Below are 12,919 nucleotides of genomic sequence, written 5' to 3' on the forward strand. Positions count from 1 at the left end.
GTACGTGTAGTGCCACGTGTGGTGCCGTACGAGGGTGCCTAGAAGAGGCCCGTCGAGGCAAAACGCAGGACCAATTGGGGTGCGCCGGAGAGGGCCACTCCGATGACGGCGGTGACGGCGATCGCCGCTGTGAGCGGCCTGGACGCGCGGTGGACGGCAGGTTCGCCTTCAGGTGCGCGGAAGAGCGTCGCGGTCCACTGGAGGTAGTAGAAGAGCGCGATCACGACGTTCACGGCCATGACGACGGCGAGCCAGCCGAGCCCCGCGTCGACGGCCGCCGAGAAGACCGTGACCTTCGCGAACAGGCCGATGATGCCCGGCGGCAGCCCCGCGAGACACAGCAGGAAGAAGCCCAGGACGAGCGCGGCGAGCGGGTGCGAGGCGTACAGGCCCCGGTAGTCGCTGATGCGGTTCAGCGGCTTCGTACGGGCGACCAGAGCGGCCACGGCGAAGGCACCGAGGTTCACCGCGGCGTACATGAGGGCGTACGCGAGGGTGGAGCCGATCGACTTCTGGGGGTCGTCGGAGTAGGCGGCCGCGGCGATCGGCACCAGGAGGTAGCCGGCCTGGCCGACGGAGGACCAGGCGAGCAGGCGGACGGCGCTGTACGCGCGCGTGGCCTGCTGCCGGATGGCGGCCACGTTTCCGACGGTCATGGTCAGCGCGGCGAGCGCGGCGAGGGCCGGACCCCACACGTCGGCGTACGAGGGGAACGCGACGACCGTGACGAGGATGAGGCCGGAGAAGCCGACGGCCTTGCCGATGACCGACAAGTAGGCGGCGATCGGCAACGGCGCGCCTACGTAGGTGTCGGGTACCCAGAAGTGGAAGGGTACGGCGGCCGTCTTGAAGGCGAAGCCCACGAGGGTGAGCGCGACGCCGGTCTGGGCCAGGGTGTGGAACTGCCCGTCCACGTGGGTGAGTTCGGTGGCGACCCGCGTGAGGTGCAGGGTGCCCGTGGAGGCGTACACGAAGCTCACGCCGAGCAGGGTGACGGCGGTCGCGGTGACCGAGGAGAGAAAGAACTTCAGGGCCGCGTCGGAGGAGCGCTTGTCGCCGTGCTTGAGGCCCACGAGGGCGAAGGCGGGGAGCGAGGCGACTTCCAGGGCGACGACGAGCGTGGCCAGGTCGCGGGACGCGGGCAGCAGGGCCGCGCCCGCGGCGGAGGACAGGAGGAGGAACCAGAACTCCCCTTCGGGGAGGGGCCTGCCCGCGTTCTTGGCGTCCTTCAGGGAGCTGACCGAGAGCAGCGCGGTGAGCAGGGCACCGGCCAGGACCAGGAACTGGATGACGAGCGTGAAGCGGTCCGCCGTGTAACTGCAGGCGTCGTACGACACACCCTTGAGGCAGAACGTGGAGCGCTCGTCCCCGATCAGCGGCAGCAGCGCGAGTGCCGCGGCCGCCAGGCCCGCGATGGAGATCCAGCCCAGGACCGGCTTGCGGCGCTCGGCCACGAACAGGTCGGCGACCAGCACGACGAGGGCCACGACCGCCGCGATCGTGGGCGGCGCGATGGCGACCCAGTCGACGGACTGGACGAGGGACGCCACGGAGGGCGCGGCGACGGCGATCACTGGAGGCCTCCTGCGAGGAGCTTCTGCACGGCGGGGTTCGTGAGGCCGAGCAGGGCGGCGGGCCACAGACCCGCGAGCACGGTGAGGGCGACGAGCGGGGTCCAGGTGGCGAACTCGTAGCCGCGTACGTCGGCGAGCACGGGCGCCTCCGGAGCCGCCAGGGCCTCCTTGGGGCGCGGGCCCATGCAGACGCGGCGGACCACGATGAGCATGTACGCGGCGGTGAGCAGCGTGCCGAAGGCCGCGATCGCCATGAAGACGAGGAAGGCCGGGCGGCTGAGCTCGTCGGCGGGCTTGAACGCGCCGAACAGCGCGAGCATTTCGCCCCAGAAACCGGCGAGCCCCGGCAGCCCGAGCGAGGCGACGGCGGCGAAGGCGAGGAGGCCGCCGAGGCGCGGCGCCTTGCCGTACAGGGCCATACCGCCCTGCTCGGAGAGGGCGTCGAGGTCGCTGGTGCCGGTCCGGTCCTTGAGCGCGCCGACGAGGAAGAAGAGGAGGCCGGTGATGAGGCCGTGGGCGATGTTGGCGAACAGCGCGCCGTTCACGCCGGTCGGGCTCATCGTCGAGATGCCGAGCAGTACGAAGCCCATGTGGCCGACGGAGGAGTACGCGATGAGGCGCTTGAGGTCGCCCTGCGCGCCCTGCTTGGCCAGGTTCAGGCAGGCCAGTGACCCGTAGATGATCCCGACGACGGCAAGCGCGGCGAGGTACGGCGCGAAGGTCCGCATTCCGTCGGGCGCGATGGGGAGCAGGATCCGGACGAACCCGTACGTACCCATCTTCAGCAGGACGCCGGCGAGGAGGACGGAGCCGACGGTCGGGGCGGCGGTGTGGGCGTCGGGCAGCCAGCTGTGCAGCGGCCACATCGGGGTCTTCACGGCGAGCCCGATTCCGATCGCCAGAACGGCGATGACCTGCACGGATGTGGTCAGGCCCCGGCCGTTGTCAGTGGCGAGTGCCATCATGTCGAACGTGCCCGACTTAACGCCGATAAGGAGGAGTCCGAGCAGCATCACGACCGAGCCGAGCAGCGTGAAGAGGATGAACTTCCAGGCTGCCTGCGCCCGTTGCTCGCCGCCCCAGCGGGCGATGAGGAAGTACATCGGGATGAGAACCATCTCGAACGCGAGGAAGAAGAGGAGGAGGTCCAGGACGGCGAAGGTCGCGAGCGTCCCCGATTCCAGGACGAGGATCAGGGCGACGAACGCCTTGGGGGACGGCCCGGTCGGCATGTGGAAGTAGGAGTACAGCGCGCACAGGAACGTCAGCAGCGCCGTGAGCACGAGGAGGGGGAGGGAGATGCCGTCGATGCCGAGGTGGATACGCACGTCGAGCGCGGGGATCCAGCTGATGTCGGTCGTCGCCTGCATTCTCGACGGCTGGTCGTGGTCGAAGCCGAGCGCGAGGGCGATCGCGGCGATGAGGATCACGCCGGTCACGGTCACGCCGTGGCGGAGCACGGCCTGGTCCGGGGAGTTCCCCTTCAGCCCTGGCGGGGCCGGGAGAAGGGCGAGAACGGCACCGATGAGCGGGCCGACGACGATCAATGCGAGAAGGAACTGCATCACGGATTCGCTGATATCGATCACGGCTGCTCACGCTCCGGCGGTGGCGACGAGGACGACGGCGACCACCAGGACGACGGTGCCTGCGAGCAGTGCGCTGAGGTAGGTCTGCACGTTTCCGGTCTGGGCCCTGCGCACGGCCCAGCCCAGCGCCTTCGGCGCTTCGGCCGCCCCACGTACGTAGGTGTCGACGACGGCGCGGTCGAGGTAGCGGACCAGTGCGGCGCCGGCCTGCACCGGGCGGACGAAGAGCGCCGCGTAGACGGCGTCGAGGTGGAAGCCGACGGCGGCGTGGCGGTGCAGCGGGCCGAGCAGCAGACGGCCGGGGTCGGCCGGGTCCGGGGCGCTCGCGATGTCGCCGTACGCGGGGGTGTGTGTCGCGATGGCCTCGGCCTCGACCAGGCCCGCGTCGCCGGACTCCGTATCGACCGCGACGGCGCCGATCGGGGTGCGGCGGGCCGCCAGCGCGGTGGTGTGGCGCCAAGCCGCATAGGTGACCAGGCCGCCGACGAGGGCGAAGCCGGTGCCGAGGACGGAGGTGGTCAGCGTCGGGGTGAGGGACGTGCCGTCGAACCAGTCGGGGAGCACACCCGCGAGCAGTCCGAAGCCGAGGGAGGGGATCGCCAGGACCCACAGGACGACGTTCATCGTGACCGGTTGCTTGCCGTGGTCGGGGGCCTCCGTGCCGCTGCCCTTGAACGCGAGGAGCCAGAGCCGGGTCGCGTAGGCGGCGGTGAGCAGGGCCGTGATCAGGCCCGCCACGAGGACGATCCAGCCGGCCGCGGTCGGCGCGGTCAGGGCGCCGTTCTCCTGGCCGGTGGCGGTGTGCTCGGCGGCGCCGAGGACGGCCTCCTTGGAGAAGAAGCCGCTGAACGGCGGGATCGCGGCGAGCGCGAGCAGCGCCACGGTCATCGTCCAGAAGGCGTCCGGCACGCGGTCGCGCAGGCCCTTCATGCGGGACATCGCGGCCAGCGAGTTGGTGCCGGCGGCGTGGATGATCACGCCCGCCCCGAGGAACAGCAGCGCCTTGAAGGCGCCGTGCGAGAGGAGGTGGAAGACGGCGGCGTCACGGCTGCCGACGGCGAGGGCGCCGGTCATGTAGCCGAGTTGGCCGACCGTCGAGTACGCGAGGACGCGCTTGATGTCGTCCTGGGCGAGCGCGGCGAGGGCCGACCCGACCATGGTCGTCGCGGCCATGACCGCGAGGACGATCAGCGCTGCCTGCGAGGCGGCGAAGACCGGGAGGAGACGGGCGACAAAGTAGACGCCGGCGGCGACCATCGTCGCGGCATGGATCAGCGCGGAGACGGGCGTGGGGCCCGCCATCGCGTCGGGCAGCCAGGTGTGCAGCGGGAACTGCGCGGACTTGCCCGCCACACCGGCCAGGAGCAGAAGGGCGATCAGGGTCGGGTGGTCGAGGCCCGCCTCGCTCGTGACCTTGCCCAGGATCGTCGTGATGCGGAACGAGCCCGCGTCCACGGCGAGCGCGAACAGGCCGATGAGGAAGGGGACGTCGCCGAGCTTCGTGACCAGGAACGCCTTGAGGGAGGCGGCCCGTGCCTCGGGGGTCTCCCAGTAGTGGCCGACGAGGAAGTACGAGCAGATGCCCATGACTTCCCAGCCGACGAGCAGGACCATCAGGTCGCCCGAGTAGACGACCAGGAGCATCGCGGAGGTGAAGAGCGAGACGAGCGCGGCGTACGAGGGGTAGCGCGGGTCGTCGCGCAGATAGCCCGTCGAGTAGATCTGCACGCAGGTCGCGACCAGGCCGACGAGGAGGGCGACGAGGGCGGCGAAGCCGTCGATGTGCAGGGCGAGTTCGATCGGCACGGAGCCGGTCGGGGCGAGCTGGGTGTGCGCGTCGAGGGCAGCGGTGCCGTTGCCCGTGCCGCCGCCCTGGTCGAGGGCGACAACAGCGGCGAGGGCCAGCGCGGCCAGCGTCGGCAGGACGGCCAGCGGGCGGGCGAAGCCCGGAGCTGTGCGGCCGAGGAGCAGGCCGGCGACGGCGCCGAGGAACGGCAGGAGGGGGACGAGTACGGCGAGGTTCGTCGTGGTCACGTGGTGGCCTCGGCCTTCTCGTCCGTGGTGTCGGCGGTGGTGGCCGCCGGTGTCCCGGACGGGTCGTGCGGGTCGTCGTCCGGGTCGCGGGGCTCGGCGGAGTCGCGCAGCTTGTCGATGTCCGACGTGCCGCGGTTGCGGTGGACGGCCAGGACGATCGCCAGGCCGATGCCGATCTCGGCGGCGGCGATGGCGATGGTGAACAGGGTCAGGGCCTGGCCCGCGTGGAGGGTGTCGCGCAGCCAGACGTCGAAGGCGACGAGGTTCAGGTTGACGGCGTTGAGCATCAGCTCGACCGACATCAGGACCAGGATCGCGTTGCGGCGGGCCAGCACGCCGTACAGGCCCGTGCAGAAGAGGAGGGAGGAGAGGACGGCGGGGTAGGCGAGGTGCATCAGCGGGTTCCCTCGCCTTCGGCTGCCGGGGCGGTGTCGGCGTTCTTCTTGCGGGACAGGACGATCGCGCCGACCAGGGCGGCGAGGAGCAGGACCGAGAGCGCCTCGAACGGCAGGACCCAGTGCTTGAAGAGGATCGAGCCGGTCACGTCCGTGCTGCCCTGGACAGGGCCGCCGAGGTCGATCCAGGTCGTCCGGAACGCGTCGACGACGACCCAGATCAGGGCGGCGGCGGAGGCGATGGCCACGGTCAGGGCGGCCCAGCGGTTGGGGCTGTCCGCGTCCGGTGAGCGGCCGATGGGGGCGCGGGTCAGCATCAGGCCGAACAGGAGGAGGACCACGACGGAACCGACGTAGATGAGGACCTGCACCCAGGCGATGAACTCGGCTGTGAGCAGGAGGTACTCGACGGCGAGCCCGCCGAGGGCGACGACCAGCCACAGGGCGGCGTGCACCAGTTGCTTCGTGGTGACGGTGACGATCGCCGCGGCGAAGGTCACGAGGCCCACGAGCACGAAGGCGATCTCGACGCCCGACGGGGAGAGGAACCCGGGACTGTCGGCTGCCGTGGCGACGGCCGCCGATGCGGCGAGGGTCATGCGGTGGGCTCCTCTCCGGGGTCATTTCCGGGGCTGTTTCCAGGGCCGTTTCCGGGGCCGTTTCCGGGGCCGTTTCCAGGGCCGTTTCCAGGGGCATCGGGGGTGGCCTTCGGGCCGGGGGCCGGGGCCGAGGGGTCTCCGGCCGCGGGACCGCCGGCCGGGGGCTCCTGGGTCGCCGCCGCCTGGGCCGCTGCCTCCTGGGCTGCCGTTTCCTGGGCTGCTGACAGTTTGTCCGCGGTTTTGCGGGCTGCCGTCAGTTCCTTGGGGTCCTCGGCCGCGGGGTCGAGGGCGGGCGGGGACGGGACCGTCCACATCCACTCGCGGAGCTTGTCGCGTTCGTGGGTGAGCTCGCGGATGTCGGTCTCGGCGTACTCGAACTCCGGGGACCAGAACAGCGCGTCGAAAGGGCACACCTCGATGCAGATACCGCAGTACATGCAGAGGGAGAAGTCGATGGCGAAACGGTCGAGGACGTTGTGGCTGCGCTCGCGGCCGCCCTCGACGGCCGGTGGCACCGTCTCCTTGTGGGAGTCGATGTAGATGCACCAGTCGGGGCACTCGCGGGCGCACAGCATGCAGACCGTGCAGTTCTCCTCGAACAGACCGATCACGCCACGGGTACGGGGCGGGAGTTCGGGCTGGGCGTCGGGGTACTGCTCGGTGACGGTCTTGCGCGTCATCGTGCGGAGGGTGACGGCGAGGCCCTTGGCCAGGCCGCTGCCAGGGATCGGGGGCACTAGTTGATCGCCACCTTCACGATTCCGGTGAGCGCGATCTGCGCGAGGGCGAGGGGGACGAGGGTGGTCCAGGCGAGCTTCTGCAACTGGTCCTCGCGCAGGCGGGGGTACGTGACGCGGAGCCAGATGACGACGAAGGCCAGGACGGCGGTCTTGAGCAGGGTCCACACCCAGCCCAGCCCTTCGGCGCCCCACGGCCCGTGCCAGCCGCCCAGGAACAGCACGGTGGTCAGTCCGCAGAGCACCACGATGCCCGCGTACTCGGCGAGCAGGAACAGGGCGAAGCGCAGGCCCGTGTACTCGGTGTACGCACCGAAGATGATCTCGGAGTCGGCGACCGGCATGTCGAACGGCGGCCGTTGCAGCTCCGCCAGACCCGCCACGAAGAAGACGAGGGCGCCGACGATCTGCCAGGGCAGCCACCACCACTCGAAGGCGTCGAGGATGCCGGGGAGGGAGACCGTTCCCGCGGCCATCGCCACGGAGGCCGCCGCGAGCAGCATCGGGAGTTCGTACGCCAGGAGTTGGGCGGCCGTGCGCAGGCCGCCCAGGAGGGAGAACTTGTTGGCGCTCGCCCAGCCCGCCATCAGCGAGCCGAGGACGCCGACGCCCATGACCGCGAGAACGAAGAAGATGCCCGCGTCGATGACGGCGCCGACCGCGCCGTCGCCGGGGCCGACCGGGATGGCGAGCAGCACGAGGAGATACGGGAGGAGGGCCACCGCGGGGGCGAGTTGGAAGACGCGGCGGTCGGCATCGGCCGGGACCACGTCCTCCTTCTGTGCGAACTTGACGCCGTCGGCGACCAGTTGGGCCCAGCCGTGGAAACCACCCGCGTACATGGGGCCGAGGCGGCCCTGCATGTGGGCCATGACCTTGTGTTCGGTCTGGCCGACGACCAGGGGCAGCACCAGGAAGGCGACGAAGACGACGGCGAGGCGCAGGGCGACGTCGAGAGCGTCGTTCACTCGTTGCCTCCGTTGTTGTCCGTCGGATTCTCGTCCGGAGTGGCTTTCGGAGCGACTTCCTGAGTGGCTTCCGGAGTGGCTTCCGGCTTCGCCGACTCCTCGTCGAAGGCCGGCTTGGCGTGGTGCCAGGGCGCGTCGCTGGGGCGGGGTGCCGGCGCGGGCTCCGGGGCCTTCGCGGGACCGTCCGCAGGTGCGGCCGCCTGACTCGCCGAGCCCTGACTCACGGACCGCGTACGCCGCGCGGGGCGCTCGGCGCCCGCGGCGCGCGCACCCCGCGCGGGCCGGGCCGGTGCAGGCGGCAACTGCCCCTTCTGCGGCCCCCATTCGTTCGGGTCGGGGACGCCGGGTGGCAGCATCTGGCGTCGCTTGGGGCCGCCGTGCTCGGACTCCCCCGGCTCCTTCGCGCCGGGCCACGCCTTCGCGACGCGGGCCGCGAGCACGAAGTCCTTGCGCAGCGGATGGCCCTCGAAGCCGTCGGGCAGGAGGAGCGGGTCGAGGCCCGGGTGGTCGGTGAAGTCGACGCCGAACATCTCGTGCGTCTCGCGCTCGTGCCAGGCCGCGCCCGCGTACACGTCGACCGCCGACGCGAGCACCGGTGCCGCGTGCGGAACGGTCGTGCGCAGCAGCAGGCGGCGTACGGACCCGGGTGCCACGGCGGCGACGTGCGCGCACACGCGGAAGCCGACCTCCGGCTCGTCGACGGCGCTCAGCCAGTCGAAATACGTGCACTCCAGCGTCGTACGGGCCGTCGTCAGAGCTGTGATCCACTCGGCCGCCGGAACGTCGACGGTCAGCAGGTCGTACGCCTCCTCGACCGTGGCGTCGGCGCCGAACAGCTCCTCGACGGGGCTCGGCAGCCAGCCCGCGCTCATGCCGCACCCCCCGGCTTCGGCGGCTGCACGAGACCGCTGCCCAGCGCGGCCGCAGAAGGCCGACCCGCCGCCGCGTCGGCGGACGCGTACCGCTCGCCGAGCGACTCGCGGGCGATCTTCTCCTGGAGCTTGAGGATGCCCTGGAGCAGCGCCTCGGGACGGGGCGGGCAGCCGGGTACGTACACATCGACGGGGATGATCTGGTCGACGCCCTTGGTCACCGAGTACGAATCCCAGTACGGGCCGCCACAGTTGGAGCAGGCGCCGAACGAGATGACGTACTTCGGCTCGGGCATCTGCTCGTACAGCCGCTTCACGGCGGGCGCCATCTTGTCGGTCACCGTGCCCGAGACCACCATCAGGTCGGCCTGGCGCGGGCCCGGTGCGAACGGGATCACGCCCAGCCGGATGAAGTCGTGGCGCGCCATGGAGGCGGCGATGAACTCGATGGCGCAGCAGGCGAGGCCGAAGTTGAAGACCCACAAGCTGTAGCGGCGGCCCCAGTTGAGGACCACCTTCATCGGCTCGGGGGCGAGCCGCGAGAGCACGCCCAGCTTCTTCGGCCCGATGGGGTCCGGCAGATCCACGGGAGCAGGAGTCACGGGGACAGGAGTCACGGGGGCAGGGGTCTCGGGAGCAGGAGTCACGGCACTCACGTCCACGTAAGGACGCCCTTCTTGTATGCGTACAGCAGGCCCACGGTGAGGAAGCCGAGGAAGATGAACATCTCGACGAGGGTCGTCGCGCCGTATCCCGGCGCGGCGAAGACCGTGGCCCAGGGGAAGAGGAAGATCGAGTCGACCGCGAAGATCACGTAGAGGAAGGCGTACACGTAGTAGCGGACCTGGGTGTGGGCCCAGCCGTCCCCGACGGGGTCGACGCCGCATTCGTACGTGAGGAACTTTTCCCTGGTGGGAACCACCGGGCGCAGCAGCTTCCCCGAGCCGAAGGCGACGGCGACGAAGAGCACGCCGACGACGGCGAGCAGCCCGACGACCGAGTACGACTGGAAGTAGTCCGCCGCAATGACGGTCACGTCCGATCCCGTCACGTACCTGCGCCCCTCGCGAGTTCGTTGTGTTCGACGATCTGTACGCACGGGAGTCTAGGCCCTGTTAAAGGGACGGTAAGCAGCCCGGGGCCGAGGGACTTGGGCGAGAGGTGGCGCGTGGTGGGGTTAACCCCCGCTCAACTTGGCGGCCGTCCTCATGGTGCCCCGCCCCGGGCCAGGGCACTCTTGCCGTTATGACCGAGCCACTCGACACTCCCGAAGACCATCCGGTGCTGCCCCCGCCACGACTCGGGTACGACAGCGCCACGTGGAAGGAGATCGCCTATCTCCTGAGCAGCTTCCCGCTGTCCATCTTCGGATTCGTCTACGCCGTCACGATGGTGGCCCTCGGCGCGGGGCTCACGGTCACGGTGATCGGGCTTCCACTGATCGCCGCCGGGCTCAGCGGCGCGCGACTGCTCGGCAAGGCGGAGCGCGGGCGGGCGCGGGCGCTGCTCGGCGTGCGCATCGAGGAGCCGAGCCCGCTGCCGGTGCGGCGCGGGGGCGGCTTCTTCGGCTGGCTGTGGACCGGGCTCAAGGACCCGGTGGGCTGGCGCACGGTGCTGTACGAAGTGATCCGGTTGCCGTGGGCCGTGCTGACGTTCACCCTGACGCTGGTCGGTCTTTTCGTGCTGTGGCCGGTGCTGCCTTTCATCGCGCGCGGTCTGGGCAACGCGGACCGGGCGATGGTGCGGGCGCTGCTCTCCCCCTCCGACGAGTTGGAGCGGCGGATCGAGGAGCTCGAGTCGGACCGGGGCGTCGTCGTCGACACGGCCGCCGCCGACCTGCGGCGCATCGAGCGCGATCTGCACGACGGGGCGCAGGCCCGGCTGGTCAACCTGGCCATGGGCCTCGGTCTCGCGAAGGAGAAGCTCCTGGAGGGCCAGGCCGACGATGCGGTGGCGGCGATGGTCGACGAGGCGCACGGCGAGGTCAAGCTCGCGCTGCAGGAGCTGCGGGACCTGGCGCGCGGCATCCACCCGGCGGTCCTCACCGACCGCGGGCTCGACGCGGCGCTGTCCTCCGTGGCCTCGCGCTGCACGGTGCCGGTGAAGGTGACGGCCGAGCTGCCGGGCCGCCCCGCGGAGGCCATCGAGGGCATCGCGTACTTCACGGTCTCCGAGCTGCTCCAGAACGTGAGCAAGCACAGCGGCGCGCGGTCCGCCTCCGTGGACGTGTGGCGCTCGCAGGACCGGCTGCTCATACAGGTGTGGGACGACGGGCGGGGCGGCGCGAGCCTGGACAAGGGGACCGGCATGTCGGGCCTCGCGGAGCGGCTCGACGCGGTCGACGGTCTGTTCGTCGTGGACTCGCCGGACGGCGGCCCGACCATGATCACGGCGGAGCTGCCGTGGCGCGACAGGACCACCGAGCCGATACGGCGGGGGCCCGGAACTGCTGCCCACTGATGACGATTGGGTGTGCATAAGCGTGCATGAGTGGGTGGTCCGATCGGGAGGGTGGCGCCAGGAGGGATGGGGAACGGGAGTTCTTCCTTCGCATGCGTGGCCTTGTCCGGTTGACGTCGTTGATCCGGGCAGAAAAACACACCGGCGTGCGGGCAGAACGGGGGCATCGGATGGCGGGGTTACGGGAGTTGGCGGAGTCATTTGTGGTGCCCGGCTCGTCCGGGGTGGCCATCCGGGACCGGCTCAAGCACCTGAGTACGGCCGACGAGCACGTCCTGAGCAGCGTCGGTGACCATCTCGGCGGCTTGGCCGCCGGTGATCTCAAGGCCCGCTGGGCGGGGTCGATCACGAAGGCCACCCACGACCAGTGGGCGCTCGCCCGGCGCAGCCAGCTCGTCCACCTCCGGTCCCTGGAGGCCGGGGTGGCCGCGATCACGCACCGGCTGGCGCTGCCGCTCGGCGCCAAGGGGAGCAAGCATGCGCCGGGCGGGTATGGCAGCCGCAAGGAGTGGTTTGCCAAGTCCCGTCGCCTGCACGCGCTGGGCGACCGGCTGGAGGCCGCCCGGGCGGATTGGAAGGCCGGCCGGGTGCACGTGGTGCGCGGCGGCGCCAAGCTGCTGAACACCCGCCACCATTTGGACGCTGCCAGATTCACCGAAGAGGCGTGGCGACGGCAGTGGGAGGCAGGGCGCCGGTTCCTGCAGGCCGACGGGGAGTCCGGGAAGCGGTTCGGCAACGAGACCATCCGTGTCACCCCCGACGGCGAGGTGTCGATCAGGCTGCCCGCGCCGCTGGCGCAGCTGGCCAACGCCCCGCACGGCCGCTACGTGCTCTCGGGGCGGGTGGCGTTCGCGCACCAGGGCGAACAGTGGCTCGACCGGATCAGTGCGAATCGGGCGGTGGCCTACCGCATCCACGAGGACGTGAGCCGGGGCCGCTGGTACCTCACCGCCTCCTGGACCCGGCCGCCGGTGCAGACGCTGCCGCTGGAGGCAGCGAGGGCCCGGGGTGTGCTGGGCGTGGACATGAACGCCGATCACCTGGCCGCCTGGCGCCTCGACCCGCACGGCAATCCGGTGGGTGCGCCGCTGCGGTTCGACTATGACCTGTCCGGCAGCGCTGCGCATCGGGACGCGCAGGTACGCCATGCGCTGACCCGGCTGCTGCATGTAGCCGACCGCCACGATCTTGCGATCGCCGTCGAGGACCTGGACTTCGCCGACGGCACGAGCCGCGAGATGCACGGACGCCGCAAGCGCTTCAGGAAACTGATCTCCGGGATGCCCACCTCCCGGTTGCGGGCACGGCTGGTGTCGATGGCCGCCGAACTCGGCATCCCCCTCATCGCCGTCGATCCTGCCTACACCAGCCGCTGGGGCGCCCAGCACTGGAAGAAGCCCCTCACCAGCACCACACGCACACCGACCGGCCATCAGGCGGCCGCTGTGGCGATCGGACGACGCGCCCTGGGACACCCGATCCGGCGACGGACGACACCGCCCCGACACGACCAGAGAGATCGTGCCGGGCATCGGACCGTCCAGGCCTCACCGGACATCCAGGACGTGAGGGAAACCGCCCCACCCTCCCCGGACCACGCACACGATGCGTGCCGCCCGACAGCGTGGCGAACGCGGTGGACCAGAACGCCCAAGACCGTTCGGGGTGTTCGGCTGAGCACGTACCACTCG

The 12,919-nt window shown here is 70.8% G+C and carries 11 protein-coding genes and 1 pseudogene; 2 read left to right on the forward strand and 10 right to left on the reverse strand.

What is annotated here, in order from left to right; translation table 11 throughout:
- Positions 1 to 38 precede the first annotated feature (38 nt).
- From OKJ99_RS29400 to OKJ99_RS29445, 10 genes are read right to left on the reverse strand one after another with little or no spacing between them, the layout of a single operon-like run.
- A complete protein-coding gene (locus OKJ99_RS29400) occupies positions 39 to 1,574 on the reverse strand; it encodes an NADH-quinone oxidoreductase subunit N (RefSeq protein ID WP_326020917.1) in 1,536 nt (511 codons plus the stop codon).
- Complete coding sequence (locus tag OKJ99_RS29405; protein WP_326020918.1) at positions 1,571 to 3,163, reverse strand: NADH-quinone oxidoreductase subunit M; 1,593 nt, start codon at positions 3,161 to 3,163, stop codon at positions 1,571 to 1,573. Before OKJ99_RS29405 ends, OKJ99_RS29400 begins: the two co-directional genes overlap by 4 nt.
- 6 nt (positions 3,164 to 3,169) lie before the next feature.
- Complete coding sequence (locus tag OKJ99_RS29410; RefSeq protein WP_326020920.1) at positions 3,170 to 5,197, reverse strand: NADH-quinone oxidoreductase subunit 5 family protein; 2,028 nt, start codon at positions 5,195 to 5,197, stop codon at positions 3,170 to 3,172.
- The gene (gene nuoK / locus OKJ99_RS29415) at positions 5,194 to 5,592 is read right to left on the reverse strand and encodes an NADH-quinone oxidoreductase subunit NuoK (RefSeq protein WP_326020922.1); all 399 of its coding nucleotides are present in this window, start codon (positions 5,590 to 5,592) and stop codon (positions 5,194 to 5,196) included. Before nuoK ends, OKJ99_RS29410 begins: the two co-directional genes overlap by 4 nt.
- Positions 5,592 to 6,191: an NADH-quinone oxidoreductase subunit J family protein gene (locus tag OKJ99_RS29420; RefSeq protein WP_326020923.1), complete on the reverse strand. Its 600-nt coding sequence runs from the start codon at positions 6,189 to 6,191 to the stop codon at positions 5,592 to 5,594. The genes nuoK and OKJ99_RS29420 overlap by 1 nt, the downstream gene beginning before the upstream one ends.
- A complete protein-coding gene (locus OKJ99_RS29425) occupies positions 6,188 to 6,928 on the reverse strand; it encodes a NuoI/complex I 23 kDa subunit family protein (protein ID WP_326020925.1) in 741 nt (246 codons plus the stop codon). The genes OKJ99_RS29420 and OKJ99_RS29425 overlap by 4 nt, the downstream gene beginning before the upstream one ends.
- Positions 6,928 to 7,896, reverse strand: coding sequence for a complex I subunit 1/NuoH family protein (locus OKJ99_RS29430; protein WP_326020927.1), 969 nt, complete (start codon positions 7,894 to 7,896; stop codon positions 6,928 to 6,930). The genes OKJ99_RS29425 and OKJ99_RS29430 overlap by 1 nt, the downstream gene beginning before the upstream one ends.
- Positions 7,893 to 8,768, reverse strand: coding sequence for an NADH-quinone oxidoreductase subunit C (locus OKJ99_RS29435; protein WP_326020929.1), 876 nt, complete (start codon positions 8,766 to 8,768; stop codon positions 7,893 to 7,895). Before OKJ99_RS29435 ends, OKJ99_RS29430 begins: the two co-directional genes overlap by 4 nt.
- The gene (locus OKJ99_RS29440) at positions 8,765 to 9,385 is read right to left on the reverse strand and encodes an NADH-quinone oxidoreductase subunit B family protein (protein WP_326020930.1); all 621 of its coding nucleotides are present in this window, start codon (positions 9,383 to 9,385) and stop codon (positions 8,765 to 8,767) included. The genes OKJ99_RS29435 and OKJ99_RS29440 overlap by 4 nt, the downstream gene beginning before the upstream one ends.
- Positions 9,386 to 9,420: 35 nt before the next feature.
- Positions 9,421 to 9,819, reverse strand: coding sequence for an NADH-quinone oxidoreductase subunit A (locus OKJ99_RS29445; RefSeq protein WP_326020931.1), 399 nt, complete (start codon positions 9,817 to 9,819; stop codon positions 9,421 to 9,423).
- A 194-nt stretch (positions 9,820 to 10,013) separates the two neighbouring features.
- On the opposite strand from OKJ99_RS29445, the gene OKJ99_RS29450 reads away from it, so the two are divergent.
- On the forward strand, positions 10,014 to 11,228 hold the full coding sequence (locus OKJ99_RS29450) for a sensor histidine kinase (RefSeq protein ID WP_326020933.1): 1,215 nt from the start codon (positions 10,014 to 10,016) through the stop codon (positions 11,226 to 11,228).
- A gap of 170 nt (positions 11,229 to 11,398) precedes the next feature.
- Positions 11,399 to 12,901: pseudogene (locus OKJ99_RS29455) on the forward strand (IS200/IS605 family accessory protein TnpB-related protein); the annotation flags it as partial.
- Between the last annotated feature and the right edge of the window lie 18 nt (positions 12,902 to 12,919).

The organism is Streptomyces endophyticus (assembly GCF_035798155.1).
Lineage (GTDB): Bacteria > Actinomycetota > Actinomycetes > Streptomycetales > Streptomycetaceae > Streptomyces > Streptomyces endophyticus.